Origin of the sequence: Streptomyces cyanogenus (assembly GCF_017526105.1) — a bacterium.
Taxonomy (GTDB): Bacteria; Actinomycetota; Actinomycetes; order Streptomycetales; family Streptomycetaceae; genus Streptomyces; species Streptomyces cyanogenus.
The window spans coordinates 6,147,388-6,173,378 of record NZ_CP071839.1 but is presented as its reverse complement, the minus strand read 5'-3'; the positions used below and the strand labels follow the sequence as shown (position 1 = coordinate 6,173,378).

Annotated in this window: 24 protein-coding genes; 4 read left to right on the top strand and 20 right to left on the bottom strand. The window is 71.5% G+C overall.

The annotated features are described in order from the left end of the window. Positions 1-21: 21 nt before the first annotated feature. The 11 genes from S1361_RS27940 to S1361_RS27890 form a co-directional block, all read right to left on the bottom strand. Positions 22-558, bottom strand: coding sequence for an NUDIX hydrolase (locus S1361_RS27940; protein ID WP_208034668.1), 537 nt, complete (start codon positions 556-558; stop codon positions 22-24). Next, positions 548-1,330, bottom strand: coding sequence for a signal peptidase I (lepB, locus tag S1361_RS27935; protein ID WP_208034667.1), 783 nt, complete (start codon positions 1,328-1,330; stop codon positions 548-550). Before lepB (S1361_RS27935) ends, S1361_RS27940 begins: the two co-directional genes overlap by 11 nt. 63 nt (positions 1,331-1,393) lie before the next feature. Next, positions 1,394-2,380, bottom strand: a complete 987-nt coding sequence (lepB, locus tag S1361_RS27930; protein ID WP_208034666.1) for a signal peptidase I — start codon at positions 2,378-2,380, stop codon at positions 1,394-1,396. Beyond that, positions 2,268-3,359, bottom strand: coding sequence for a signal peptidase I (lepB, locus tag S1361_RS27925; RefSeq protein WP_208034665.1), 1,092 nt, complete (start codon positions 3,357-3,359; stop codon positions 2,268-2,270). Before lepB (S1361_RS27925) ends, lepB (S1361_RS27930) begins: the two co-directional genes overlap by 113 nt. After that, on the bottom strand, positions 3,352-4,053 hold the full coding sequence (gene lepB, locus S1361_RS27920; RefSeq protein ID WP_208034664.1) for a signal peptidase I: 702 nt from the start codon (positions 4,051-4,053) through the stop codon (positions 3,352-3,354). The genes lepB (S1361_RS27925) and lepB (S1361_RS27920) overlap by 8 nt, the downstream gene beginning before the upstream one ends. A gap of 45 nt (positions 4,054-4,098) precedes the next feature. After that, positions 4,099-4,449, bottom strand: a complete 351-nt coding sequence (gene rplS, locus S1361_RS27915; RefSeq protein ID WP_069778487.1) for a 50S ribosomal protein L19 — start codon at positions 4,447-4,449, stop codon at positions 4,099-4,101. A gap of 137 nt (positions 4,450-4,586) precedes the next feature. Then, positions 4,587-5,420 carry a tRNA (guanosine(37)-N1)-methyltransferase TrmD gene (gene trmD / locus S1361_RS27910; RefSeq protein WP_208034663.1) on the bottom strand — a complete coding sequence of 278 codons (834 nt, stop codon included), beginning with the start codon at positions 5,418-5,420 and terminating at the stop codon, positions 4,587-4,589. Beyond that, entirely contained in the window at positions 5,417-5,962 is a 546-nt protein-coding gene (gene rimM / locus S1361_RS27905) for a ribosome maturation factor RimM (protein WP_208034662.1), read from the bottom strand. The genes trmD and rimM overlap by 4 nt, the downstream gene beginning before the upstream one ends. Positions 5,963-6,065: 103 nt before the next feature. Beyond that, positions 6,066-6,305 (bottom strand): RNA-binding protein, encoded by a 240-nt coding sequence (locus S1361_RS27900; protein WP_003973401.1) that lies wholly within the window; start codon positions 6,303-6,305, stop codon positions 6,066-6,068. Positions 6,306-6,310: 5 nt separating this feature from the next. Next, positions 6,311-6,730: a 30S ribosomal protein S16 gene (gene rpsP / locus S1361_RS27895; protein ID WP_189304261.1), complete on the bottom strand. Its 420-nt coding sequence runs from the start codon at positions 6,728-6,730 to the stop codon at positions 6,311-6,313. Positions 6,731-7,024: 294 nt separating this feature from the next. After that, entirely contained in the window at positions 7,025-7,621 is a 597-nt protein-coding gene (locus S1361_RS27890) for a hypothetical protein (protein WP_208034661.1), read from the bottom strand. A 543-nt stretch (positions 7,622-8,164) separates the two neighbouring features. On the opposite strand from S1361_RS27890, the gene S1361_RS27885 reads away from it, so the two are divergent. Then, positions 8,165-9,037 (top strand): class I SAM-dependent methyltransferase, encoded by an 873-nt coding sequence (locus tag S1361_RS27885; protein ID WP_208034660.1) that lies wholly within the window; start codon positions 8,165-8,167, stop codon positions 9,035-9,037. 35 nt (positions 9,038-9,072) lie between these two features. On the opposite strand, the gene ftsH is transcribed toward S1361_RS27885, so the two are convergent. The 6 genes from ftsH to nsdA form a co-directional block, all read right to left on the bottom strand. Next, positions 9,073-11,007 (bottom strand): ATP-dependent zinc metalloprotease FtsH, encoded by a 1,935-nt coding sequence (ftsH, locus tag S1361_RS27880; protein ID WP_208034659.1) that lies wholly within the window; start codon positions 11,005-11,007, stop codon positions 9,073-9,075. Positions 11,008-11,097: 90 nt separating this feature from the next. Beyond that, positions 11,098-12,648, bottom strand: a complete 1,551-nt coding sequence (ffh, locus tag S1361_RS27875; RefSeq protein ID WP_208034658.1) for a signal recognition particle protein — start codon at positions 12,646-12,648, stop codon at positions 11,098-11,100. Positions 12,649-12,795: 147 nt separating this feature from the next. After that, complete coding sequence (locus S1361_RS27870) at positions 12,796-15,246, bottom strand: [protein-PII] uridylyltransferase (RefSeq protein WP_208034657.1); 2,451 nt, start codon at positions 15,244-15,246, stop codon at positions 12,796-12,798. A gap of 56 nt (positions 15,247-15,302) precedes the next feature. Then, a complete protein-coding gene (locus S1361_RS27865; RefSeq protein ID WP_208034656.1) occupies positions 15,303-15,641 on the bottom strand; it encodes a P-II family nitrogen regulator in 339 nt (112 codons plus the stop codon). Next, positions 15,638-16,978 carry an ammonium transporter gene (locus S1361_RS27860; RefSeq protein WP_208034655.1) on the bottom strand — a complete coding sequence of 447 codons (1,341 nt, stop codon included), beginning with the start codon at positions 16,976-16,978 and terminating at the stop codon, positions 15,638-15,640. Before S1361_RS27860 ends, S1361_RS27865 begins: the two co-directional genes overlap by 4 nt. Positions 16,979-17,378: 400 nt before the next feature. Further along, positions 17,379-18,857 carry a transcriptional repressor NsdA gene (gene nsdA / locus S1361_RS27855; RefSeq protein ID WP_208034654.1) on the bottom strand — a complete coding sequence of 493 codons (1,479 nt, stop codon included), beginning with the start codon at positions 18,855-18,857 and terminating at the stop codon, positions 17,379-17,381. 457 nt (positions 18,858-19,314) lie between these two features. Here nsdA and S1361_RS27850 point away from each other — a divergent pair, with 457 nt between their 5' ends. Then, complete coding sequence (locus S1361_RS27850) at positions 19,315-19,971, top strand: bifunctional DNA primase/polymerase (RefSeq protein WP_208034653.1); 657 nt, start codon at positions 19,315-19,317, stop codon at positions 19,969-19,971. Positions 19,972-20,060: 89 nt separating this feature from the next. Here S1361_RS27850 and ftsY read toward each other — a convergent pair whose 3' ends face one another. Next, entirely contained in the window at positions 20,061-21,260 is a 1,200-nt protein-coding gene (gene ftsY / locus S1361_RS27845) for a signal recognition particle-docking protein FtsY (RefSeq protein WP_208034652.1), read from the bottom strand. 170 nt (positions 21,261-21,430) lie between these two features. On the opposite strand from ftsY, the gene S1361_RS27840 reads away from it, so the two are divergent. Beyond that, the gene (locus S1361_RS27840) at positions 21,431-22,900 is read left to right on the top strand and encodes a cytosine permease (protein ID WP_208034651.1); all 1,470 of its coding nucleotides are present in this window, start codon (positions 21,431-21,433) and stop codon (positions 22,898-22,900) included. Positions 22,901-22,906: 6 nt separating this feature from the next. Here the strand turns inward: S1361_RS27840 and S1361_RS27835 are convergent, their stop codons facing one another. Next, positions 22,907-23,191 (bottom strand): hypothetical protein, encoded by a 285-nt coding sequence (locus tag S1361_RS27835; RefSeq protein ID WP_208034650.1) that lies wholly within the window; start codon positions 23,189-23,191, stop codon positions 22,907-22,909. Positions 23,192-23,271: 80 nt separating this feature from the next. On the opposite strand from S1361_RS27835, the gene S1361_RS27830 reads away from it, so the two are divergent. After that, positions 23,272-24,243: an LLM class flavin-dependent oxidoreductase gene (locus tag S1361_RS27830; protein ID WP_208034649.1), complete on the top strand. Its 972-nt coding sequence runs from the start codon at positions 23,272-23,274 to the stop codon at positions 24,241-24,243. 187 nt (positions 24,244-24,430) lie between these two features. On the opposite strand, the gene S1361_RS27825 is transcribed toward S1361_RS27830, so the two are convergent. Further along, positions 24,431-25,846: a sugar porter family MFS transporter gene (locus tag S1361_RS27825; protein WP_208034648.1), complete on the bottom strand. Its 1,416-nt coding sequence runs from the start codon at positions 25,844-25,846 to the stop codon at positions 24,431-24,433. Positions 25,847-25,991 lie beyond the last annotated feature (145 nt).

Sequence of the window (25,991 nt, the reverse complement as noted above, 5' to 3'; positions counted from 1 at the left end):
GTGCGCCAGTCCCGGGGACCCTCAGACGATTTCCGTGTCGAGGGTCACGGGCGTGGCCGGGGGACCTTCGACGAGCAGCGTGCGCAGCAGCTCGGCGAGTCTGGTCGGATACACCGTCTCATGTGCCCGGGTCAGTTCCTGACACGTCCACCAGCGCGCTCCGGCGACGCTGCGCCGCTCCAGCTCCGTCAGCCCCGTCGCCGCGGTCGCCGTCTGGGTCGTACGGGCCAGGAAGTACCACTCGTCCTGGTCCCAGCGGCGGCCCGCGAACGGGAACGAGCACCGCCGCCGCCAGAGCACGGGACCCAGCACGACGTCGGTGATGCCGGTCTCCTCGGCGAGTTCCCGCAGCGCGGCCTCTTCGCGCGTCTCGGTGCCCTCCAGGCCGCCGCCGGGCGTGAACCACCAGTCGTCGGCCGGATCGCCCGGCTCGTGGCCGTGCAGGAGCAGGATGCGGTCCTCGGGGTCCAGCAGCACCACCCGGGCCACCCTGCGCGGGCCGGCCCCGCCCTCGGCGTCGTACGACTCCCCCGCCGGCCGCGTGGCGTCAGCGGGCACCGGCCGCCTCCGGCCGGGCGGTGCGGGCGCGGGAGCGGTTGACGCGGCCCGCGATCGGGCCGTAGGCGCCGCCGCCGAGGACCAGGACCGCGCCGGCCGCTACCAGCAGCTCGATCGTGCGCAGCGGGCCGGGCTCGGACACGGGGCCGAGCGTCTCGAAGCCGGTGGGGCTCTTGAGCACGCCCTTCCAGGGCCAGACCACGGCCTCCACGCGGGCGGACACGGCCTCACGGGAGACGGTGCCCTTGGCCGCGTCGGTGAGGTGGGCGGTGGAGTCCAGGGAACCCTGGCGTTCGTCGCCGAGGAGGAACAGCCGGCCCTCCGGGACGGTCACCGTGGCGAAGTTCTTGATCTCGGCGAGGCTGCCCTCGGGCAGGTACGGCTCGTCGATCTGCTTGCCGTTGACGGTCAGCTTGCCGTTCGTGCAGCAGGAGACGGTGTCCCCGCCGACCGCGACCACGCGCTTGACCACCTTGGCGTTGCTGACCCAGCTCTTGTCCTCGAAGACGACCACGTCACCGCGGCGCACCTCGTCGCCGTCGACGCGCTGGGCGAGCACCCGGTCACCGGCGTCGATGGTGGGGGTCATGGAACTGGTGGGCACCGTGTACGGCCGGTACACCAGCGCGGCCCAGGCGAAACCGCCGAGGAACAGCACCAGACCCAGTGCCACCGCCAGTCCCGACAACCGCTGTCCGAGCCGGCCGCCGGCCTGTGCCGTGCCGGTGCCGCCGCCCTGCGGGGCCGTACGCGTCATGCTCTCGCCACCCATGGACCCGCACCCTACCCGGCGGTACCGAACAGGGGCAGCCCCTCTTTCGCGGCCCGGGGGCTCTCAGCGCTTCACGGCCTCCGGCCGGTCCGTGCGCCGGCGCCGCCACAGCGCCACCGGGAGGACCGCCGCGACGGCGATGCCCTCGGGGGCCACCGTGAGGGACGCGGCGGAGGAGGACTGCTGGTCGAGTCCGGGCTGGTCGAAGGTGTCCGGGATCGGCAGGGTGCCCCAGCGGTTGATCGGCCAGGCCTTGACGATGGCGCGGCCGACGACCTCGTTGACGGGGACCATGCCGTGGTGCTTGTCGGACTGGTTGTACCGGGAGTCACGGGAGTTCTGGCGGTGGTCGCCCATCACCCAGATGTAGCCCTTGGGGACCTTCACCTTGAACTGGCCGCCCTGCTCGTCCACGCTGCACGGCGTGTTGCCCGGGTAGACGTACGGCTCGTTCAGCGCCTTGCCGTTGACCTTCAGCGGGCCGCTGCCCTTGCACTCGACCGTGTCGCCGCCGACTCCGACCACGCGCTTGATCAGGTCCTTCTCCTCCGCCGACGGCATCAGGCCGATCCAGCTGAGGACCTTCTGCACCGCGTTCGGGGTGGGCGCGGGCTCGCCCGCCAGCCAGTTGTCGGGGTCGTGGAAGACGACGACCTCGCCGCGCTCGGGCTTGGAGCCGAACCACGGGGTGAGCTTGTCGACCAGCACCCGGTCACCCTGCTGGAGGGTGTTCTGCATCGAGTCCGACGGAATCGAGAACGCCTGGACCAGGAACGTCTTGATCAGCAGCGCCAGGACCAGCGCGATGCCGATCAGGATCGGCAGCTCCTTCCAGAAGGAGCGCGGCTTCCTGGGCCGGCGTGCCGCCTCGCCCACGCCCGCCGCAGTGCCCGGCCGCGGCTCGTCGTCCGGTGCGCCGTCGTCGCCCGCGGACCGCTCATTCCCGGAGGTCATGGCGCTGTCCGGTACGGGAACGTCCGGTTCCACGGGGTGCCCGCGGTGCTCCTCGCCGTCGTGTCCCGACCGTGCGCCAACCGCCACATCCCCCACGCCAACTCCTCACTCTGTGCCGCCGCCTGCCCCGCACGCGGTGCAGGCCCACCACTCCCATAACGAGCGGGAGTTCCGCAGGGGTCGGGAGCTGGGTCAATCCGTTCGGATTCTCGGAGGCAACCCTATGCGACGCCTCGGGAGCAGCGGTCGTTCCCGGCAGCGAGTCGGTGACGCTTGCAAAGGTTTTAGGTTCTTCCAGGCGCGTCCAGTGCCCGAGGGGCCAGCCGATGACCATGGCCCGGCCCACCACCGAGTCCTCGGAGACCGTGCCGCCGTAGGGCGTGTTCTGGTGCGAGCGGGAGTCCGCCGAGTTGCCCCGGTGGTCACCCATCACCCACAGCCGGCCCTTGGGGACGGTGATGTCGAAGGACATGGTGGACGGCACGTCCCCCGGGTACAGGTAGTCGGCCTCCGTGAGCGGTACGCCGTTGACGGTGACGCGGCCCTGCGCGTCGCAGCACTTGACGTGGTCGCCGCCGACCCCGATAACCCGCTTGATCAGGTCTTTCTCGTTGTCGGAGGGCAGCAGGCCGATGAAGGTGAGGCCTTCTTTGAGCTGCTTGACGACGACGGGGTCCTTCTTCTTGGTGGTCTGCTCGTCCTGCAGCCAGCCGCCCGGGTCGTGGAAGACGACGACGTCCCCGCGCTGCGGCTTGGAGCCGAACCACGGGGTGAACTTGTCGACCAGCACCCGGTCGCCGATCCGGATCGTCTGTTCCATGGAACCGGACGGGATCACGAACGCCTGGACGAGGAACGTCTTCAGGACGAGCGCGATGAGGACGGCGACACCGACCAGCAGGGGGATCTCCCGGACGGCCGACCGTCTGCGCTTGCGTTTGACCTTGCGCTGCAGTTTCCGGCGCTCCGCGCGCGTGCGGCCACCGCCGGGCGCGGAGGTGCGGCGCGACCCGGTGGGCAGCAGGTTGTCGGCGGGCGTGCTGGGCACTCCGCGCGGTTTGCCGCGGTTACCCATGGGCGCCCCCCGCCGGGGCGGCGGGCACGCGCGCGTAGGCGGACGGCCGGGTCAGATGCGTCCAGTGGCGGTACGGCCACACGATCCAGTCGGCCCGGCCGATGACGTCACCGACGGGGACCATGCCGCCGCCGGGCGAGCCGAGATGGTCGCGGGAGTCGCTGGAGTCGCTGCGGTGGTCGCCGAGGACGAACAGGCGGCCCGAGGGCACGACGACGTCGAAGGGCACGCCGGAGGCGCCGTCCCCGGGATAGAGGAACGCCGTCTCGTCGACCGGCCGGCCGTTCACCTCGATCCTCCCGTTCCTGTCGCAGCACACCACATGGTCTCCCCCCACACCGACCACGCGCTTGATGTAGTCGGCGTCGCCGAAATACCCGGTGCCGTCGAACACAATCACGTCACCGCGACGTGGCTGGGCACCGAAACGGTACGCGACCTTGTTTACGAGAACCCGGTCCCCGATCCTCAAACCCCGCTCCATGGATCCGCTCGGAATCTCGAACGGCTGCACCACGAAGGCGTTGAGCAGGAGCAGGAACACCAGACCGGCGAAGACGCCGAGGGTGATCCGGCCGCCCGGGAGCCAGTCGGCCACCCGCGACGGCAACGCGAAACGCGACCGGCCCTCCGGTCCCGGAGTACCGGGGCGGGAGGAGCGGTCGCGTTCCGTCTGCTGTGCTTCGGTGTCCATCGGAGCCAGATGCTATCCGGCCCCGCTGTGACTCCGGGAAAGCGCTCAGCTCTCGCGCTTCTCCTTGATCTTCGCGGCCTTGCCGCGCAGGTCACGGAGGTAGTACAGCTTGGCGCGGCGCACGTCACCACGGGTGACCAGCTCGATCTTCTCGACGATCGGGGTGTGCACCGGGAAGGTGCGCTCGACGCCGACGGAGAACGAGACCTTGCGGACCGTGAAGGTCTCGCGGACACCGGAGCCCTGGCGGCGGATCACAACGCCCTTGAACTGCTGCACACGGGAGCGGTTGCCCTCGATGACGCGGACGTGGACGTTGACGGTGTCACCCGGGCGGAAGGCCGGGATGTCGCTGCGCAGCGACGCGGAGTCGACGGAGTCGAGCAGGTGAGACATTTCGTCTGCTTTCCTCGCTGATGCCACAGGTCATCAACGGAAACTAGGGGTTCCAAAGAGGTCTGCCGTGCGGGTCGGGGCGGGCGTCGTGTCCCCCTGTGGCAGGGGCGCACGCCGGACGGGCGCACAACAGCGGTCTATTCTTCCACGCCCTCGGCCCGGCGCCAAAATCGGCCGTACGGCTCCCCGTCCGGGTCCGGTTCCCAGCCCAGGACGGACAGCATCTCGCGGTCCTTCTTGTCGAACGCCTTGGGGTCGCAGCGCTCGATCAGGTCGGGGCGGTTGAGGGTCGTGCGCTTCAGGGCCTCGTCGCGGCGCCAGCGGGCGATCCTGCCGTGGTGGCCGCTCAGCAGCACCTCGGGGATGTCGCGGCCGCGCCAGAGGGGCGGCTTGGTGTAGACGGGGCCTTCGAGGAGGTTGGCCATGGCGCCGGGCGCGAAGGAGTCGTCGCGGTGGGACTCGGCGTTGCCGAGGACGCCGGGCAGCAGCCGGGCGACGGCCTCCGTGACGACGAGTACGGCCGCCTCGCCGCCGGCGAGGACGTAGTCGCCGATGGAGACCTCGTAGACCGGCATCCGGGTCGCGTACTCGTCCGTCACCCGCCGGTCGATGCCCTCGTAGCGGGCCGGCGTGAAGATCAGCCAGGGCCGCTCGGACAGCTCCACGGCCAGCTCCTGGGTGAAGGGCCGGCCGCTCGGCGTGGGGACGATGAGCGCGGGGCCCCGGGCGCCGGCTTCGTAGCCGTCGGCGAGGACCGTGTCCAGGGCGTCACCCCAGGGGTCGGTCTTCATCACCATGCCGGGTCCGCCGCCGTACGGCGTGTCGTCGACCGTGTTGTGCCGGTCGTACGTCCAGTCCCGCAGGTCGTGCACGTGGACGTTCAGCTGCCCGCGCGCGCGTGCCTTGCCGACGAGGGAGACGTTCAGGGGCTCCAGGTACTCGGGGAAGATCGTGACGACGTCGAGCCTCATGCGCTGTCGTCCCTCGACGAGGCGATCTCCGCGCGGTCGTCGATCAGGCCCGGCGGCGGGGCGATGACCGCCCTCTGCTCCTCCAGGTCGATCTCGGTGACGATCTCCTCCACGAAGGGGATCATCACCTCGCTGCCGTCCGGGCGCTCCACGATGAACAGGTCCTGCGTGGGCAGGTGCGAGATCTCGGTGATCCGGCCGACCTCCGTGCCGTCCTCGGTGACCACGTCGAGGTCGATCAGCTGGTGGTCGTAGTACTCGTCCTCGCCCTCGGGCAGTTCCTCCGGGTCCACCTCGGCGATCAGCAGGGTGTTGCGCAGCGCCTCGGCGGCGTTGCGGTCGGTGACGCCCTCGAAGCGCAGCAGGAGGCGACCGCTGTGGACGCGTCCCGTCTCGATGGTCAGCGGTCCCGCGGAGGCGGGGTCCGTGGCGAGTACGGCGCCGGGTGCGAGCCGGAGCTCCGGCTCGTCGGTGCGTACCTCGACGGTGACCTCGCCCTTGATGCCATGGGCACGGCCGATCCGTGCGACTACCAGCTGCACGTGTCCAATTCTCCTGTCATCTGCTGCTCGCGTCCTGCTCATACGACTGCGGGCCGGGGACGGCCAGTGGCCCTCCCCGGCCCGAGCCGGTTGCGATGAAGCGTCAGCGGACGTGGTCCACATCGACCAGGTCGACGCGGACACCGCGACCGCCGATGGCGCCCACGACGGTGCGCAGGGCGCGCGCGGTGCGGCCGTTGCGGCCGATCACCTTGCCGAGGTCGTCCGGGTGCACCCGGACCTCGAGCACGCGCCCGCGACGCAGGTTGCGCGAGGCGACCTGCACATCGTCAGGGTTGTCGACGATGCCCTTCACGAGGTGCTCAAGCGCCTCTTCGAGCATGCTGCTCAGGCCTCGGTCGACTGGGACTCGGCAGCCGCCTCGTCCTTCTTCTCAGCCTTCTTCTTCTGGGTGATGGCCTCACCCTTGCCCTCGTCCTCACCGGTGAAGGCCTCGAACGACGGACGGGCCGGCTTGGGCTCGGCGACGAGCAGCGGCGCGGGAGCCGGCTCGCCCTTGAACTTCTGCCAGTCGCCGGTCTTCTTCAGGATGGCGAGCACGGGCTCGGTCGGCTGGGCGCCGACACCGAGCCAGTACGCCACACGCTCGGCGTCCACCTCGATGACCGACGGGTTGTAGGTCGGGTGGTACTTGCCGATCTCCTCGATGGCCCGGCCGTCACGGCGGGTACGGGAGTCGGCGACGACGATGCGGTAGTGAGGCGAACGGATCTTGCCCAGACGCTTCAGCTTGATCTTGACTGCCACGGGAGTGGGTTCTCCTGGATTTGACGTGGTTGGGCACGGCGAGACGCCGCGTGGGGTTGCGGTACCCGAGTGCCCGATGGACGCGTCAGCCGGAGGAGAGAGGGGTCCTGTGCGGCTGTCGAGTACAGCCAGCCATTCTGCCACACCCGGCGGGCCGCTTCGGGCCGAGGGTGGGTGAGCCGTGCCCGGGCACGCCGGAGAGGCACCCGGCGTGGAGGTGAGTCACGTCGGGTGCGCCGTCCGGTGCGGGGCGGGGTGCCGGCCCGGCTACGGCTGCCACGAGCAGCCGTAGGCCTACGCCGCTCCCACGACCTCCGGGATGCGGAACGGCTTGCCGCAGCCGCCGCAGACGATCGGGGCCTGGGCCAGGACCGAGGGCACCACCCGGACGTTGCGCCCGCAGTCGCACACCGCCTTGACCCGGACGCCGCCGCCGGAGGAGCCGTGCCGGGCGGCCGGGCCGCGGAAGGTACGGGTGGTGTCGGCGGCGGTGGCCGCGGTGTGGGCCTTCAGCGCGCGCTGCAGCCGCTCCATGGTCGGGCGGTAGCGCCGCTTCGCCTCGGCGTTGAGCGTGACCAGCGAGAAACCGCTGCTCGGATGCGGCTCCTCGGGGTGGTCCAGGCCCAGCTCCTCGGCGATCGCGAGGAACCGGCGGTTGTGGTAGCGGCCCGCCCGGGAGGTGTCACGGATACCGCGGGCGGCGGCGATGCCGTGGACTGCCTCATGGAGCAGCCGCTCGAAGGAGAGTTCGTGACCGCACGCGGACGACGACTCCCCGATCAGGGACTCTGGCGCGGCAAGGTCCGGCAGCTCGGGGTGGTACCGCTGGATATCGGCCCACGCCTGCGCCAGCTCTGCGGCGAGAACAGGTGGTGTCTGTGTCGTGCTCACGTAATGACAACGAGCGGGGGTGCCGCTGTGTTCCTATTCCGGGGCATCCCAAATAATTTGCACGTACCCGTCAGTTGGCACTGATGCGTCCTGACGAGGGCGGGTGCGCTGATCTGCGGAGAAGCGTCACAGCTCATACCAAGCTGGTGCGTAGTCCGCGCTACGCACCGCCCGGGAGCCCTGGTGCGACGGTGGCCGGCCGCCGTGCAAGAGGTGTTTCGGTCGCTCTCGGCGCCGGCCCTCACCCCTGACAGCGTCCACGGCGCCCGTGACGTTACCCGGTGCCTTCACACCCCCCGGTCACCGGCCCGTTCCGGCCTCTGCCCGGTCTGTCCGGCGGGGCGGACACCGCGGGGCCGTCCAGGTTGCCGGGATGTGAAATCTCGCCACACCCGCGTCCTCACCCCAAGGAGCGCCCCGCTACCCCTGGACGGCACCGCGAGCCGGGAGTTACGTGGCATACGTGGGAAGGGCGCGCGCACGGCACGGGGGCCACGCAACCGGGCGCAGCGGCGAAGTCTCGGCGGATTGGGGCGCATACCTATGACACCTACGCTCGTGCGGCAGCACCTGTCTCACGCGGACTCCGCAGCCCGCGTGGACCTCGGCGCACGCGCGCGTGACTGGTCCGAGATCCAGGAGCGGATGCTCGTACCGCTCTACGAAGCCGTCTACGACCGGCTCGACGTGGGCCCCGCCACCCGGCTGCTGGGCCTGCGCTGCGGTTCCGGGCTCGCCCTGCTGATGGCAGCCTCCCGGGGCGCCGCCGTCACCGGTGTCGACTCGGCCTGCCCCGAACGGCTCGCCCTCGCACGCGAACGCCTGCTGCCGGACCCGCCGCCCGGCGGCGGCAACGGCACGCGCGCGCGTACGGCGGCGAAACTCGTCGGCGGCCCGCTCGCGGACGCGGCCGGCGCGGACCCGGCCGGGTACAGCCTGGTGACCGTCTTCGAGCCGGTCGGCAGCCTCGCGGGCGACTCCGAGGGGCTCGGCGACCTGCTCGCCGGCGCGCTGCCGCTGGCCGGCCGCGGGGCCGCCGTGGTGCTGGCCGGCTGGGGACCGCCGGAGCGCTGCGCCACCTCGTCGGTGTTACGCGTGGCCACCAAACTGGCCGATCCGGTGGGCGGCGCGCGCACCTGGCGGGCCGCCCGGCGCGACGACCTGGAGGAGGTCGCCGGGCGGGCCGGGCTGAAGCCGGACGGTTCGGGGCGGGTCGCCTGCCCGTTCGGGTACGCCGACCTCGACAGCGCGGTCCGCGGACTGCTGTCCACCGGGCTGTTCGACGCCGCGATCGCCGCGACCGACGCCAAGCAGGTCGACAAGGAGCTGGCGGAGGCCCTGCACCCGCACCGGTGCCCGGACGGCACGGTGTGGATGCCGAACGTCTTCCGCTACCTGATCGCCCGCGTGCCCTGACCTCGGGCCGAGCCCTCGGGCCGCAGAGGCGCGGTTCACTCCTCACCGTCCTTGGTGAGGCGCGCGATCCCCGCGATCCGGTACGCGTCGGCCTCCTCCAGCGTCTCCGTCTCCAGCAGCGCGTGCGCCAGCGCGTCCAGCCGGCCCCGGTTGTCGCGGAGCTTGCGGCACGCCTCCTCGTAGCAGTCGTCCACGATCCGCCGCATCTCGGAGTCGATGACGTCCAGGGTCTGCGGGGCGGCCGACAGCCCGTACGCCTGCTGGGCGTCGCTCGGCAGGGCGGAGAGCCGGCCGACGCGCTCGCTCATACCCCAGCGGCCCACCATCCCGCGCGCGATGTTGGTGACCTGTTCGAGGTCGTTCTCCGCGCCCGTCGTGACGACCCCGTAGACGACCTCCTCCGCCGCCATGCCGCCCAGGGCACCGATGATGCGCCCGCGCAGGTACTCCTCGGAGTGGGCGTAGCGCTCCACCTCGGGGGTGGACATGGTCACGCCGAGCGCCCGGCCGCGCGGCACGATGGTGATCTTGCGAACGGGGTCGGCGCCGGGCTGCAGCATGCCGAGCAGGGCATGGCCGCTCTCGTGGTACGCGGTGCGGCGGCGGTCGTCCTCCGGCATGATCAGGGTGCGTTCGGCGCCCAGCTGCACCTTCTCCAGCGCTTCGGACAGCTCGGCGCCGGTCACCTGCTCCTGCTTGCGTTTGACCGCGAGCAGAGCGGCCTCGTTGGCGAGGTTGGCCAGATCCGCGCCGGTCATGCCCGGGGTCACGCGGGCCACCTGGGTCAGGTCCACGTCGGGTGCGAGCGGGATCTGCCGGGTGTGGATCCGCAGGATCGCCTCGCGGCCACCGCGGTCCGGCGGGGACACGGTGACCACCCGGTCGAAGCGGCCGGGACGGGTCAGCGCCGGGTCCAGGATGTCCGCGCGGTTGGTCGCCGCGATGACGATCACGCCCTCGGAGCCGGAGAAGCCGTCCATCTCGGTGAGGATCTGGTTCAGCGTCTGCTCACGCTCGTCGTGACCGCTCATCGAGGAACTGCCGCCGCGCGCGCGTCCGATGGTGTCGATCTCGTCGATGAAGATGATCGACGGCGCCACCTTGCGGGCCTCGGCGAACAGCTCGCGGACGCGGGACGCGCCGACGCCCACGATCATCTCGATGAACTCGGACGCCGAGGCCGAGAAGAACGGCACGCCGGCCTCCCCGGCGACCGCCCGGGCGAGCAGGGTCTTGCCGGTGCCGGGCGGCCCGGACAGCAGCACCCCGCGGGGCAGCTTCGCACCCATCCTGCGGTAGACGTCCGGGTGCGCCAGGAAATCGACGACGTCGTCGAGTTCGCCCTTGACCTCGTCGATGCCGGCCACGTCGGCGAAGGTGGTGCGCTCCGTGCCCGGCCGGAGCCCGACCGGCTTGGGCGGCGCCCGGCGGCCGAACAGTCCGCCCGCGCCGGGCAGAGCCCCGCCGAGCCGCCGGGAGACGAGGACCCACACCACGACCAGGACCACGATCGGGATCAGGGAGATCAGCGCGTTGTCCACGAAGCTGCGTTCCTGCACCACCGGCCGCGCGGTCACCGTGACCCCGTGAGTGCTCAGGTTCTGCCACAGCCGGTCGGTGGCGAAGGCCGGCCGCTGCGTCTTGAACCGGGTGTAGTCGCCGCCGCCCTCGGGGTTGGCGTGGGGGCTCTTCAGCTCGCCCTGGATCGCGTCGCCCTTGGAGTAGATCTTGGCAACGTTGCCCGCGGCGACCTGCCTGCTGAACTCGGTGTACGAGATCGTGGGCTCGTTGCCCTGGCCGAGGTAGTGCAGCCCGAGGTAGGCCAGTACGAAGACGATCACCGCGGTGGCGAGCAGGCCCCACCATTTACCGCCCCGCAGCCGGCCGGGACGCCGAGGAGACTCATCCGGTGTGCCCTCGGCGCGCCACGGCTGATCAGGGTTCTTGCGGGGCGGCGCCGCATCGCTCATATCTGGACGTTACGACACCCGGCGGGCCTCGGCACGCGCAAGGGGCGCCCCCCGCGAAGGGGGCGCCCCTCAGGTCGTACGCGCGGGGACTCAGCCCATGAACTTCTTGAACTCGTCCGGCAGCTCGAAGTCCTGGCCGCCCTGCTGGCCCGGCAGGCCGAAGGCGTTGCCGCCCTGCGCGGCGGCCTCGCGGCGCTGCGCCGCCTCCAGCTCCTGCTGCCTGCGCTTCATCGGGTTGCCGGAGCGCTGCTTGCCCTTGGCCTTCTTCTGCTGCTTCTTCTGCCGGCCGGGGCCGCCGCCCATGCCCGGGATCCCCGGCATGCCCGGCATACCGCCCTGGGCCATGCGGGACATCATCTTGCGGGCCTCGAAGAACCGCTCGACCAGGTTCTTCACGGCGCTGACCTCGACACCGGAACCACGTGCGATCCGGGCGCGGCGGGAGCCGTTGATGATCGTCGGGTCCTGGCGCTCGGCCGGGGTCATCGACTTGATGATCGCGGCGGTGCGGTCGACGTCCCGCTCGTCCAGGTTGGCGATCTGGTCCTTGATCTGGCCCATGCCCGGGAGCATGCCGAGCAGCTTGCTGATGCTGCCCATCTTCCTGACCTGCTCCATCTGGGACAGGAAGTCGTCCAGGGTGAAGTCCTGGCCCTTCTTCGACGCCAGCTTCGAGGCCATCTTCTGGGCCTCTTCCTGGCTGAACGTCTTCTCCGCCTGCTCGATCAGGGTGAGCAGGTCACCCATGTCGAGGATGCGGGAGGCCATCCGGTCCGGGTGGAACGCGTCGAAGTCGTCCAGCTTCTCGCCGTTCGACGCGAACATGATCGGCTTGCCGGTGATCTGCCGGATGGACAGGGCCGCACCACCGCGGGCGTCACCGTCGAGCTTGGAGAGGACCACGCCGTCGAAGCCGACGCCGTCGCGGAAGGCCTCGGCGGTGTTGACGGCGTCCTGACCGATCATCGCGTCGACGACGAACAGGATCTCGTCCGGGGAGACGGCGTCGCGGATGTCCGCGGCCTGCTGCATCATCTCGGCGTCGATGCCGAGGCGGCCGGCGGTGTCCACGATCACGATGTCGTGGACCTTGGACCTCGCGAAGTCGATGGAGTCCTTGGCGACCTTCACCGGGTCGCCGACGCCGTTGCCCGGCTCCGGCGCGTAGACCGCGACGCCGGCGCGCTCGGCGACGACGCTCAGCTGGTTGACGGCGTTGGGGCGCTGGAGGTCGGCGGCGACCAGCAGCGGCGAGTGGCCCTGCTCCTTCAGCCACCGGCCGAGCTTGCCCGCGAGGGTGGTCTTACCGGCACCCTGGAGACCGGCCAGCATGATCACGGTGGGCGGCTGCTTGGCGAAGCGCAGACGCCGGGTCTCGCCGCCGAGGATGGTGATCAGTTCCTCGTTGACGATCTTGAGGACCTGCTGGGCGGGGTTCAGCGCCTTGGAGACCTCGGCACCGAGCGCGCGCTCCTTGACGTTCTTGATGAACGTACGCACGACGGGCAGCGCCACGTCGGCTTCGAGGAGTGCGATACGGATCTCGCGCGCCGTGGCGTCGATGTCCGCTTCGCTCAGCCGGCCCTTCCCGCGGAGGTTTTTGAAAGTCGCGCTGAGGCGGTCGGAGAGAGTATCGAACACGGCGGCTTCGGTCCTCGGAGTCGGGGGCGGTCTGAGCGTCTTCCAGGGTATCTGGCCCGGCAGGGTAACGACCCCCGCCCGCCTCGATCGGCGAGCGGGGCGTGCGCGGAGACCACGTCCTGGGCAACCGCGGCACCGGCGCGGAGGTCACGCCCGCAGCGTCTCCTCCAGCACCCCCGCCAGGGACGCCGCGTCCCCGGTCGGCAGCGGCGCGCCCGCCCCCGTCGTGACGTAGAACGCGTCCACGGCGTTCGCCCCCAGCGTCGACACGTGCATGCTCCGGACCCGTACGCCCGCCTTCTCCAGGGCCGTGCCGATGCGGTGGAGCAGGCCCGGGGCGTCCTGGGCGCGGACCTCGATGACCGTGGCGTGGTGGGAGGCGGCCGGGGCGACGGTGACGCGGGGCGGCGGGGCGGTCCAGCCGCGGCGGCGGGGGTAGGCCGCGTCGCGTTCGGCCAGGCGGCCGGCGATGTCGAGGCTGCCGTCCAGGGCGCGGACCAGATCGCTGCGGAGCCGGGCCGCCTGGGGCAGGGAGCCGTACTCGGCGGCGACCCGCCAGTTGAGCAGGAGGACCGCGCCCTCGTCGTCCACGTCGCCCGGCAGGCTGACGGCGCGCAGTTCCGCCGTGCGGACGGTGAGGCGGTGCACCGCGAGGACGCCGGCGACGGCGGGCAGGACGCCGGGCTGGTCGGGTACGGCGATGAGGAGTTCGACACCCAGGGGTTCCGGCTCGCCGGACGGCTCCTCGGTGACCGGTTCGGGCTGGGCACGCAGGGCGAGGACCGGGCCGCCGGTGCGGAAGGCCTCGATGGCGAGGCGTTCCTGCTCGGCGGTGGGCGCGGCCGGCTCGGGCTCGTCGGGGGCGTCTCCGGCGAGGACGGCGGAGACGCGTCGTACGAGGTCGGCGACGAGGGAACCGCGCCAGGAGGACCAGGCGGCCGGGCCGGTGGCGAGGGCGTCGGCCTCGGTGAGGGCGTGCAGCAGTTCCAGGGTGCTCTGGCTGCCGACCTCCTCGGCGACGAAGCGGACGGTGGCGGGGTCGTCCAGGTCACGGCGGGTGGCCGTCTCGATGAGCAGCAGGTGGTGGCGGACCAGCAGGGAGAGCACGGCCACGTCCGTCCGGTCGAAGCCGATGCGCGCGGCGACGTCCTTGGCGATGATCTCGCCGGCCACCGAGTGGTCGCCGGGCCAGCCCTTGCCGATGTCGTGCAGCAGCGCGGCGACCAGGAGCAGGTCGGGGCGGCTGACCCGGCGGGTGAGTTCGGAGGCGCGGACGGCGGTCTCGATGAGGTGCCGGTCGACCGTCCAGATGTGGACGGCGTTGCGCTGGGGGCGGCAGCGGACCCGTTCCCAGTCGGGGAGCAGGCGGGTGATCAGGCCCTCCGCCTCCAGGGCCTCCCAGACCTCGATCGTGGGGCGGCCGGAGCCGAGCAGGGTGACGAGCTGTTCGCGGGCCTCGGCGGGCCAGGGCGTGGGCAGGGGGCCCGCGGTGGCGGCCATGCGCCGTACGGCGTGCAGGGAGAGCGGGAGACCGGCCTGGGCGGCGGCGGCCGCGGCACGCAGCGGGAGCACGGGGTCGCGTTCGGGGCGTGCGGCGCGGGCGAGCACCACCTCGCCGTCCTGCTCGACCACGCCCTCGGCGAGCGGGGAACGCTCGGTGACCGGCTTGCCGCCGCCCAGCATGGCGCGCAGTCGTGGCCGGACGGCGCGCGAGCGCAGGACGCGCCCCACTTCGCGCCAGGTGACGTCACTGGCGTACGCGATCAGCCGCGCCGCCTCGTAGACCTGCCGGAGCAGGGTGTCGGCGTCGAGCAGGCCCAGCTCGGCCGCGACCTGGTCCTGTTCCTGCAGCGCGAGCCGGTCGGTGGCCCGGCCGGTGGCCAGGTGCAGGGCGTCCCGTACGTCGAGCAGCCGGCGGCGGGCGTCGGCCAGGCCCTCGCGCGGGGCGTCGGCGAGCCAGGAGGCGGCGACGGCGCGCAGGGCGGTGGCGTCGCGGAGGCCGCCGCGGGCCTCCTTGAGGTCGGGTTCCAGCAGGTACTGCAGCTCGCCCTGGCGCGCGGCGCGCTCGGCGCACAGTTCCTGGAGTTCGGGGAGGCGTTTGGGCGCCTGGTTGCGCCAGTCGGCGAGGGCGGCGGTGCGCAGGCCGGCGGTGAGCCCGGCGTCGCCGGCGAGGTGGCGGGCGTCCAGCAGGCCGAGGTGGACCTTGAGGTCCTCGCCGGCCGTCTTGCGGGCCTCGGCGGGAGTGCGGACGGAGTGGTCGAGGGCGAGGCCGAGGTCCCAGACCGGGTACCAGATCCGGTCGGCGAGGGCGGCGACGGCGGCGGGGTCGGAGCCGTCGTGCAGCAGGACGAGGTCGAGGTCGCTGCGCGGGGAGAGTTCCCCGCGGCCGTAGCCGCCGACGGCGACGAGCGAGACGCCGGGCAGGCCCCCGGCCGCCGCGCCGAACAGTCCGGCGAGCCAGTCGTCGGTCAGTTCGGACAGGGCGGTACGGCGCGGCGGCCCGGACCGCGCCCCCTCGGTGAGGAGGCGCAGCCGGGCCGCCGCGTAGCCGCCGGGTCCCGAGTCTTCCGTTTCTTTCCGCACATCCGTACCCGTCACCCGGCGACTCCTGTTCCGTTCCCCCCGGACTTTCCCCCGACTCGCATTCTGCTGCGTCAGAGCGCGTCCGGCCCCCGCTCGCCCGTGCGGACCCGTACGGCGGTCTCGACGGGCAGGGACCAGACCTTGCCGTCCCCGATCTTGCCGGTGCGGGCCGCCTTGACGATGACCTCGATCAGCTGGTCGGCGTCGTCGTCCTCGGCCAGCACCTCGATGCGGATCTTGGGGACGAGGTCGACGGTGTACTCGGCACCGCGGTAGACCTCGGTGTGGCCGCGCTGCCGGCCGTATCCGCTGGCCTCGGTGACCGTGAGGCCGTGGACGCCGAAGGCCTGGAGGGCTTCCTTGATCTCGTCGAGCCGGTGGGGCTTCACGACGGCGGTGATGAGCTTCATGCGTCCACCTTCTTGTTCTGCGCGGCGGCCAGGGCCGGGGCGGCCAGGGACCCGGTGACGCCGCCGCCGGCGCCGCTGAAGTCGTATGCGGTCTCGGCGTGCTCGGCCTGGTCGATGCCGGAGATCTCCTCGTCCTCGGTGACCCGCATGCCGAGGGTCTTGTCGAGGAGGAAGGCGAGGACGGCGGAGACGATCAGGGAGTAGGCGAGGACCGCGAAGACACCGGCGCACTGCTTCCACAGCTGGGTGAAGGTGTGGTCGCCGTAGAAGACGCCCGTGGCGGTGGACTGGCCCTTGCCGGTGGCGAAGAAGCCGATCAGCAGGGAGCCGATGATGCCGCCGACCATGTGGACGCCGACGACGTCGAGGGAGTCGTCGTAGCCGAACCTGAACTTCAGGCCGACGGCCGCGGCGCAGGCCACACCGGCGATGGCGCCGACGGCGATCGCGCCGAGCGGGGAGACCGCGCCGCCGGACGGGGTGATGGCGACCAGACCGGCGACCGCGCCGGAGGCGGCGCCGAGGGTGGTGAACGCGCCGTGCCGGATCTTCTCGTAGGCGAGCCAGGCCAGCATGGCGGCGGCGGTGGCGACCTGGGTGTTGACGAACATCAGCGCGCCGACGCCGTCGTCGTTGCCGAGCCAGGAACCGGCGTTGAAGCCGAACCAGCCGAACCAGAGCAGACCGGCGCCGAGCATGACCAGCGGGAGGCTGTGCGGGCGCATGGGGTCACGCTTGAAGCCGACGCGCTTGCCGATGACGAGGATGACACCGAGAGCCGCCGCACCGGCGTTGATGTGGACCGCCGTACCGCCCGCGAAGTCGATCACACCGAGCTTGTAGGCCCAGCCGTCGGCGCCCCAGACCCAGTGGGCGACCGGGACGTAGACGATCGTGACCCACAGGGCGATGAAGAGCGACCACGCGGAGAACTTGACGCGGTCCGCGAGGGCGCCGCTTATCAGGGCCGGCGTGATGATCGCGAACATCAGCTGGAAGACCATGAAGACGAAGACCGGGATGGAGTAGCCGTCCCAGAGCTCCGTCAGCCCGATGTTGCTGAGGCCGAACCAGTCGGAGTTCCAACCGATGAGGCTGTTGTGCGTGCCGAAGGCGAGGGAGAAGCCGTAGAGCACCCACAGGATGGTGACGATCCCGAGGCTGATGAAGCTCATCATCAGCATGTTCAGGGTGCTCTTGACGCGGACCATGCCTCCGTAGAAGAAGGCCAGTCCCGGGGTCATGAGCATCACCAGGGCGGAACAGATGAGCATGAAGCCTGTGTTGGCGGACGACAGCTTGGGTGCGTCCGCCGCAAGCATGATGGCTGGTGCCATCGGCGTCTCCTCGTCGGTTGTGCGGCCCCGTGCGGGCGGTGCCTGAGCGGTCCGGCGGTTGAGGGGCGGGCCGGTTATGCGCCACGAGATTGGCGCAGCGCGGTTTCGGTGGAAGCCCCTCGTTGTTTCGCCGGGGTGACAAGGGCGCCCTGCGTGTTACGCCTGGATGAAGCGCCGGATTCCGGGCTCGCCGATCGTTATCGTCACGCAACCATCACGAGCACGACCGCAACCATCACCTGAGGAACCACGACGGCGAGCACCACATCCGCGAGCGCGGCGCCGGTTCGGGCGCGGGAAAGAGACCGGCCGCGGCGGGCCTTCCGATGACCTGGCATGGGGGAGCCGAGTCGGGCAGTTCGGGAGGACCGGCCGCGGCCGGGGACCGGGGGTGGCGGTGTCAGACGGCTTCGGCGGTCTCCGGCAGGTCGACGGCGAGCTGCTCGGAGAGCTCGATGACGGCGGCGAGGTCGCCGTGGTCGCGTACGGCCGTGTCGACCGTCTTTCGGATACGAGTGTTCACACGCTCGGAGCGGACCTTCTTGGCGATCTCCATGGCCCGCGAGGCGTAGGCCGTGCTCTGCTCGGGCTCGCGCTGGAGCAGGTGCACGGTGGCCATGCCGATCAGGTTGAGCGCGTACGACCGCTGGTGCTCGGCGTCCTCGGCGAACTTCTCCACCGCCTTGCGCATCAGCGGCTCGGCCAGGGAGGCGTAGGTGGGACTGCGGCCGGCGACGTAGGCGAGGTCGCGGTAGGAGTGGGAGTTCTCGCCGTACAGCTCGGCCTCGGAGAAGAAGCGGATCCAGTCGGGGTCCGGCTCGTCCCACTCGTGGACATCGGCGAAGGTGTCCTCCGCCATGCGGACGGCGCGCTTGGTCTTGCCGGGCTGCCCCATGTTGGCGTAGGCGCGGGCCTCCATCGCATACAGCATGGCCTGGGTGCGCGGGCTCGCGCAGTCGCGGCTGCCGTACTGGGCGAGGTGGATCAGCTCCAGGGCGTCCTCGGGCCGGCCCAGGTGGATCATCTGGCGGCTCATGCTGGACAGGATGTAGGAGCCGAGCGGCTTGTCACCGGCTTCCTTGGCGGCGTGCAGGGCGAGCACGAAGTACTTCTGCGCGGTGGGCTGGAGGCCGACGTCGTAACTCATCCAGCCGGCCAGCTCGGCCAGCTCGGCGGCGACCTGGAACAGCTTGCGGGCGGTGGCCTCGGGCTGGGGTTCCTGGAGCAGGTCGGTGACCTCGTGCAGCTGGCCGACGACGGCCTTGCGGCGCAGGCCGCCGCCGCACTGGGCGTCCCACTGGCGGAACATGCGCGTGGTGGACTCCAGCAGGTCCAGCTCGGGCTTGGAGAGCCGGCCCGGCCGGCGGGAGTCGAGGGCGGGCTGGGGCTCGGGCGGGACCGGGGAGGACGGCGTGGGCACGAGCCAGCGCTGCATGGGCTCGATGAGGGAGGGGCCGGCGGACAGGGCGAGCGAGGTGCCGAGGAAGCCACGCCGGGCGAGCATCAGGTCGCTGCGCGAGAACTCGCCGAGCAGGGCGACCGTCTGCGGGGCCGTCCAGGGCAGGTCGACCCCGGAGGCGGCGGGCGACTGGCGGGCGGCGCGCAGGCCGAGGTCCTCGATGGAGACCACGCAGCCGAAGCGCTCGGAGAACAGCTCGGACAGGATGCGCGGGATCGGTTCGCGCGGGTTCTCCCCGTCCAGCCAGCGGCGCACCCGCGAGGTGTCGGTGGAGATGTGGTTGGCACCCAACTGACGGGCCCTGCGGTTGACTTGGCGGGCCAGCTCGCCCTTGGACCAGCCGCTGCGCACGAACCACGAGCCGAGCAGCTCGTTGGGGCCCTTGTCAGCGTTCGTCCCGCCACCGCCGTTGCCGCCCACTGGAACGCCCCCATCCCTGAGACCACTCGTCGCCTGGTGCGCCAAGCCCTATCAGAATGCCGGTAAATACGGCTCCCCGTCCGCGGGTTCTCACCCTTCGAACGAGTTGACGACTTGCCTCCGGCATACTCGCGGCGACATGTGCCCCCAGGGCTCGCACACTCACAGTAATCCTACGATCACCCGCCCAGCCACAGGGATCCCTGAAACGCCACCATTCGCCACCCCTTCGAATGAACTCACGGTTGCCTGGGCGCGATTCACTTGACATAGGACGGCCGGAAGCGGGCGGAGTGACGCACGCGGGGGCGCGCATCCCCCGCCGTGCCACCGGTTGCGCTTCCAGGCGCCGCCTTGTCCCGGCGTCACGGAGGGAAGGCGGAGCCGTAGCGTTACGTTCCGCTTCCGTCTCGTTCCGTGTCGTAACCACCGGCGCGCAGGACCCGTTGGAGGGGGCATGGGCTTCACGATCGGCGGCATCCGCGAGATCCGCTCCGGCACGCGTCGGCGCGGCCGTTCCGCGGACTGCACGGCCGTGGCCGAGTTCACCGGACTGTGGGGCTGGGACGTGCTGCCGGGGGCGCGGGCCGCCGGAGGCGTCTGCTCCTGCGGGCGGCCGGACTGCGTGGCGCCCGGCGCGCATCCGCTGGAGTTCGCGCCGCCCGTACCGGCCGGGGCCACGCTGGACGAGGTGACCAAGGCCTGGGCCGAGGTCCCGGGCGCCTCGGTGATGCTGCCGGTGGGGCAGTCCTTCGACGTCATCGAGGTCTCGGAGCCGGCCGGCCGCCGCGCCCTGGTCCGGCTGGAGCGCATGGGTCTTCCCCTCGGCCCGGTGACCGCCACCCCGGACGGCCGCGCCCACTTCTTCGTCGCGCCCGGCGCCGCCGCCGAGCTCCCCCGGCTGCTCTACCGCATGGGCTGGGACGACCCGGCCGCGCTGGACCTGCGCGGTCTCGGCCCCGGCGCGTACATCACCGCGCCGCCCTCCGACCGGGGCGGCCTGGGCCCGGTGCGCTGGCTGCGCCCGCCCGCGCTGGACTCGGCGACCCGCCCGCCGGCGGCACGGCTGCTGCTGGGCACGCTGGCGTACGTGGCGCACCGGTCGCGGGCGTAGCCCGGGCCGGACACGACGAAGCTCCCGTCCCCGACTGCACCTCGGGGGCGGGAGCCTTCCGCCGGCCAACCGGGAACGTCCCCGGGTGGTCAGTCACCGATCAGGGCGTCCACGAACGCCTCCGGCTCGAACGGCGCGAGGTCGTCCGCGCCCTCGCCGAGCCCGACGAGCTTGACCGGCACGCCCAGCTCGCGCTGGACCGCGACGACGATGCCGCCCTTGGCCGTACCGTCCAGCTTGGTCAGCACGATGCCGGTGATGTCCACGACCTCGGCGAACACCCGGGCCTGCACCAGGCCGTTCTGCCCGGTGGTCGCGTCGAGCACGAGCAGCACCTCGTCCAGCGGCGCGTGCTTCTCCACGACCCGCTTGACCTTGCCCAGCTCGTCCATGAGGCCGGTCTTGGTGTGCAGGCGCCCGGCGGTGTCGATGAGGACGACGTCGACCCCCATCTCCTTGCCTTCCTTGACCGCGTCGAAGGCGACGGAGGCGGGGTCGCCGGCCTCCGGTCCGCGCACGGTGTAGGCGCCGACGCGCTCGCCCCAGGTCTGGAGCTGGTCGGCGGCGGCGGCCCGGAAGGTGTCGGCGGCGCCGAGGACGACCGTACGGCCGTCGGCGACGAGCACGCGGGCGAGCTTGCCGGTGGTGGTGGTCTTGCCCGTGCCGTTGACGCCGACGACCATCACGATGCCGGGCTTGCGGTCCTCCGGCTCGGTCTTCACCGTGCGGTCGACGTCGGTGCCGACCAGCTTGAGCAGCTCCTCGCGCAGCAGGCCGCGCAGCTCCTCGGGGGTGCGGGTGCCGAGCACCCTGACGCGTTCGCGCAGGCGCTCGACCAGTTCCTGGGTGGGCTGCACGCCGACGTCGGCGGTGAGCAACGTGTCCTCGATCTCCTCCCAGGTGTCCTCGTCCAGGTGCTCGCGGGAGAGCAGCGTGAGCAGGCCCTTGCCGAGGGCGTTCTGCGAGCGGGACAGGCGGGTGCGCAGCCGGACGAGCCGGCCCGCGGTGGGTTCCGGGATCTCGAGCTCGGGAACCTCGACAACAGGAGGCTCCTCTACGACGACTGCGGGGCCGCCGGGAAGATCCACCTCCTCGATCGTCCGGCGCGGTTCGTCGCGCGGCGTCTCGGCCTCGTCGCCGACATGCGGCTCGGCCGGGGGCGCGGTGATGTCGGGCGTCCTGGGGGGCGGCGGGGGCAGCGGCTTCCGGCGCCGGCTGCCCACGACCAGCCCGCCGAGCGCGACGAGCACGACCACGGCGATGACTACAGCAAGGATGACGGTTTCCATAACCCGACCAGTATCGGCCATGGGGTTCGCGAGAGCCCCGTTTGTGCCTTCGTCCGAGAGACAAAGGCCACGTAATACGAGGACTCGGAGCAAAGTACGATGGTGGCGGCTCTGTCCACGCGCGTAGAGTCCCCACGTCCCCCTGTCCCCCCACGTCTGGCCCGTTTTTCATGAGCAAAACCGTCGAGACCGAAGGCGCTCTCGAGACCCGGGGTATCGAGCAGGTCCCCGACCACGAGCGCACCGCGAGGACCCGGGAGCTTTTCCCCACCTGGGTCGGCGCGAACATCAGCGTCCTGCTGCTGACGATGGGCGCGAGCCTGGTCGTGGCGTACCACCTGAACATCTGGCAGGCGCTGGTCGTCGCGGTGGCGGCGCCGATCGTGTCGTACGGCCTGGTCGGCCTGATCGGCATCGCGGGCAAGCGGGGCGGCGCGCCCGGCATGGCGCTGTCGCGGGCGGTCTTCGGGCAGCGCGGCAATCTGCTGCCCGGTTCGCTGATCTGGGTCGCGCGCTGGGGCTGGGAGACGATCAACGCGGTGACCGGCGCGTACGCGATGCTCACCATCCTGGACATCGTGTTCGGCCTGAAGGCGAACAGCGTGCTGGACATGGTGATGCTGCTGGTGTTCGTCGTCGCGACCTTCGCGATCTCCGGGCTCGGCATCAACGCCGTGCAGAGGTGCAACAAGTACGCGACCTACCTCTTCGGTGCCTTCTCCGTGCTGGTGCTGGGGTACCTGGTGGCGAACACCGACTGGTCGAAGGTGCTGGACCACGGCGCCGGCTCCACGGCCGCGGTGATCACCGGTATCGGCATGATCGCGGCGGGCGGCGTCAGCTGGATCCCGTCCGCCCCCGACTTCACCCGCTACCTGCCGCGCACGGCGTCGTCCAGGGCGATCGTGGGGACGGCGGTGGGCGGCGCCGGTGTCGTCGTGCTGCCCATGGTCCTGATGGGCGCGGTCATGGCCGTCTCCACGCCGGACCTGGCCTCGGCGAGCGACCCGGTGTCCTTCCTCGGCGAGATCCTGCCGACCTGGATCGCCGTGCCGTACCTGTTCATCGCACTGATCGGCATGCTGCTGATCAACTCGATGTCGATGTACTCGGCGGGCTTCACCGCGCAGACCCTGGGCTTCAAGGTGCCGCGGCACTGGGCGGTCTCGGTCAACGCCGTGATCTCGCTGGTCTTCGGCGGGGTGCTGATGCTGGTGGCGACGAGCTTCATGGGCTCGTTCATCGCCTTCCTGTCGCTGCTGGCGGTCGCGTTCTCCGCCTGGGTCGGCGTGTTCGGCGCGGACATGCTGCGGCGCACGGAGTACGACGGCCGGGCCATGGCCGACACCACCCGCACCAGTGCCTACTGGTACCGGGGCGGCTTCTCCCCCGCGGCCGTGGCCGCCTGGGCGGTGGGCCTGGTGTCGGGGCTGCTGTTCACCACGTCGGACTGGTTCACCGGGCCGCTGGCGACGAACAACGTGATCGGCGAGTACGGCCTCGGCTGGGTCGCGACCATCGTGGTCTCGGGCGTGCTCTACCTGGTCCTGCCGAAGCCGGCGGTGGCTCGCCCGGCCGGATCGGCCGAGCGGGACGCGCCGGCGGAGCCGGCCGGGGAGCGCGAGACCGCCGGCGTCTGAGGCGCCTCAGCCGGACGCGCCGCTCCCGCCGGAGCGCCCACCGCTCCCGCCGGAGGGCCTTGCGCTCTCCCTGGGCAGGCCGCTCTTGTGCAGGGCGGCGCTCGCCCGGAAGCGCAGCCGGCCGCACCGGTCCCGGGTCTCCTGGTCGGCGTCGTCCGGGCAGCAGCAGTGCCGGGCCAGCCACCGCAGGTCGTCCGGTTCGAGCCAGAGCGCGACCCGGCCGCGCTCGGCCTCGGCCCGCGGGTCCGTGGTCGGGCGTGCGGGTTCGGGTTCGGGTTCGGGTTCGGTCATCCCGCAAGCGTAAGCCTGGCGATCTGACGCACCGTCAACTATGGTCCCCCTCCACCGCAGCACCGGAGGGGGACCTTCCCATGCCCGTCACGGTCGTACGCTTCAACCTCGTCGCCCCCGGCGCCGCGCCCGCCGCCCTGTCCGCCCGCTACCGGGCCGCCCTGGAGATGGCCGCGTACGCCGACGAGCACGGCATCGCCACCGTGCAGACCGAGGAGCACCACGGCGCCGAGGACAACTGGCTGCCGTCGCCGTTCACCTTCGCGGGTGCGGTGTTCGGGGCGACCCGCCGGATCGCGGTGACGGTGTCGGCGGTGATCGGCCCGCTGCACGACCCGCTGCGGCTGGCCGAGGACATCGCCGTCCTGGACCTGCTGAGCGGCGGGCGGCTGGTGACCGTGGCGGGCATCGGTTACCGGCCCGAGGAGTACGGCCTGTTCGGCGTGGACTGGCAGCGCCGGGGCCGGCTCCAGGACGAGCTGCTGGAGACGCTGCTGACGGCCTGGACCGGCGAGGAGTTCGACCACCGGGGCCGCAGGGTACGGCTCACCCCGCGCCCGTACACCGATCCGCATCCGCTGCTGCTGGTCGGCGGCTCCTCCAGGGCCGCCGCCCGCCGGGCCGCCCGGCTGGGTCTGCCGTTCTTCCCGAGCGCGCACCTGCCGGAGCTGGAGGCGTACTACAAGGAGAAGCTCACCGAGTACGGCACCGAGGGCTGGACGATGATGCCGGCCGCCGAGACCCCGCTGCTCCACCTCGCCGAGGACCCGGACCGGGCGTGGGCCGAGTACGGCGGGCACTTCCTGCACGAGGCCCGCACCTACGCCTCCTGGCAGTCGGCCGGTATCCGCTCGGCGGTACGGTCCGGCGCCACGACCGTGGCGGAGCTGCGCGCCGAGGGCGTGTACCGGATCCTCACCCCGCAGCAGTGCGTGGCCCAGGGCCTGGACAGTCTGGTACTGCATCCGCTGGCGGGCGGGATGCCGGTGGAAGAGGGCTGGCGCAGCCTCAGGCTGTTCGCGGAGCAGGTCCTTCCGGCCCTCTCGAAGTGAGCCGCGCGCGCAGGGCACGCAGGCCGCAGGCGCCGGTGCCCGTCCCACCCGCCGCGGGCGCCGGGCCGTACGACACCGCCGCCCCCGGTCCGGGCAGTGGCCGGGCCGGGGGCGGCGGACGGTACGAGGAGAGGGGCAGCGGGGACTTGGCCCTTCTCCCCGAGCGCGGGGAGCCTCGGCGGGAGGCTCAGCCCATCTCCTCCAGGGACTTGCCCTTCGTCTCCTTGACGAACTTCAGGACGAACGGGACGGAGAGCGCGGCGAAGACGGTGTAGATCACGTAGGTGCCGGAGAGGTTCCAGTCGGCCAGCGACGGGAAGCTCGCGGTGATGGCCCAGTTGGCGATCCACTGCGCGGCGGCGGCCACACCCAGGGCGGCGGCACGGATCCGGTTCGGGAACATCTCGCCGAGCATGACCCAGACGACCACGCCCCAGGACAGGGCGAAGAAGAGGACGAACACGTGGGCGGCGATCAGGGCGGTCCAGCCCTGCGTGCTCGGCAGCTTGCCGCCGACCAGGTCGTGGCTGAACGCCCAGGCCTCCAGGGCGAGGCCGACGGCCATGCCGACCGAGCCGATGAGGGCGAGCGGCTTGCGGCCGACGCGGTCCACGAAGATCATCGCGATCACGGTGCCGACGATGTTGATGATCGACGTCGTGAAGGAGTAGAAGAACGAGTCCGTCGGGTCGACACCGACCGACTGCCACAGCGTCGAGGAGTAGTAGAACGCGACGTTGATGCCGACGAACTGCTGGAAGACCGACAGGCCGATACCGACCCAGACGATCGGCTTGAAGAAGAAGCCGCCGCCGAGCAGGTCACGGAAGCTCGACTTGTGCTCGCTCCTCATGGCGAGCTCGATCTCGCCGACGCGGGCGTCGAGGTCGATGTCGCCCTCGACCTCGGCGAGGATCTCGCGGGCACGGTCCCGCTTGCCGACGGAGATCAGGAAGCGCGGGGACTCGGGGATCGCGAAGGAGAGCAGGCCGTAGAGGACGGCCGGGACGACCATCACGCCGAGCATGACCTGCCAGGCCTCCAGGCCCATCAGCTTGCCGCGCTGGTCACCGCCGGCGGCGTTGAGCAGGCCCCAGTTGACCAGCTGGGAGATGGCGATGCCGACGACGATCGCGGCCTGCTGGAAGGAGCCGAGCCGGCCGCGGTAGGCGGGCGGGGCGACCTCGGCGATGTAGGCCGGGCCGATCACGGAGGCCATGCCGATGGCGAAGCCGCCGACGATGCGCCAGAAGGCGAGGTCCCACAGCGCGAAGGGCAGAGCGGAGCCGACGGCGCTGATCGTGAAGAGGACGGCGGCGATCTGCATGCACCGGATGCGGCCTATGCGGTCGGCGATGCGGCCCGCGGTGGCGGCGCCGATGGCACAGCCGATCAGGGCGATCGCGATGACCTGGGCCAGGGCGGCGGACCCGATGTCGTAACGGTCCCGGATGGCCTCGACGGCGCCGTTGATCACGGAGCTGTCGTAACCGAAAAGGAAACCGCCCATGGCGGCAGCCGCCGCGATGAAGATGACGTGCCCGAGATGTTCGGGGTGAGCCGTCCTGGCTCCTGACTGGGGTGCCTGCGCTGTGCTGGTCACGTGTTTCTCCTCGGGCCACGGCAACGCTGCCGTGTGGGGTGAGCCCTCTCAGGTGGTGACACCTGAAGGTAAAAGCAACGTTGCAGAGACTATGCCTTCAAGTTTCGAAGTCAATAGGTCGACCGCTGTGAGTTTTGAGATAGGC

Excerpts from the sequence above, each read along its gene's own strand:
- lepB (WP_208034667.1), bottom strand. The coding sequence starts at position 1,330 with ATGGGTGGCGAGAGCATGACGCGTACGGCCCCGCAGGGCGGCGGCACC.
- lepB (WP_208034665.1), bottom strand. The coding sequence starts at position 3,359 with ATGGGTAACCGCGGCAAACCGCGCGGAGTGCCCAGCACGCCCGCCGAC.
- lepB (WP_208034664.1), bottom strand. The coding sequence starts at position 4,053 with ATGGACACCGAAGCACAGCAGACGGAACGCGACCGCTCCTCCCGCCCC.
- rplS (WP_069778487.1), bottom strand. The coding sequence starts at position 4,449 with ATGTCTCACCTGCTCGACTCCGTCGACTCCGCGTCGCTGCGCAGCGAC.
- trmD (WP_208034663.1), bottom strand. The coding sequence starts at position 5,420 with ATGAGGCTCGACGTCGTCACGATCTTCCCCGAGTACCTGGAGCCCCTG.
- S1361_RS27900 (WP_003973401.1), bottom strand. The coding sequence starts at position 6,305 with ATGCTCGAAGAGGCGCTTGAGCACCTCGTGAAGGGCATCGTCGACAAC.
- S1361_RS27885 (WP_208034660.1), top strand. The coding sequence starts at position 8,165 with ATGACACCTACGCTCGTGCGGCAGCACCTGTCTCACGCGGACTCCGCA.
- ftsH (WP_208034659.1), bottom strand. The coding sequence starts at position 11,007 with ATGAGCGATGCGGCGCCGCCCCGCAAGAACCCTGATCAGCCGTGGCGC.
- S1361_RS27865 (WP_208034656.1), bottom strand. The coding sequence starts at position 15,641 with ATGAAGCTCATCACCGCCGTCGTGAAGCCCCACCGGCTCGACGAGATC.
- S1361_RS27860 (WP_208034655.1), bottom strand. The coding sequence starts at position 16,978 with ATGGCACCAGCCATCATGCTTGCGGCGGACGCACCCAAGCTGTCGTCC.
- S1361_RS27850 (WP_208034653.1), top strand. The coding sequence starts at position 19,315 with ATGGGCTTCACGATCGGCGGCATCCGCGAGATCCGCTCCGGCACGCGT.
- ftsY (WP_208034652.1), bottom strand. The coding sequence starts at position 21,260 with ATGGAAACCGTCATCCTTGCTGTAGTCATCGCCGTGGTCGTGCTCGTC.
- S1361_RS27840 (WP_208034651.1), top strand. The coding sequence starts at position 21,431 with ATGAGCAAAACCGTCGAGACCGAAGGCGCTCTCGAGACCCGGGGTATC.
- S1361_RS27835 (WP_208034650.1), bottom strand. The coding sequence starts at position 23,191 with ATGACCGAACCCGAACCCGAACCCGAACCCGCACGCCCGACCACGGAC.
- S1361_RS27830 (WP_208034649.1), top strand. The coding sequence starts at position 23,272 with ATGCCCGTCACGGTCGTACGCTTCAACCTCGTCGCCCCCGGCGCCGCG.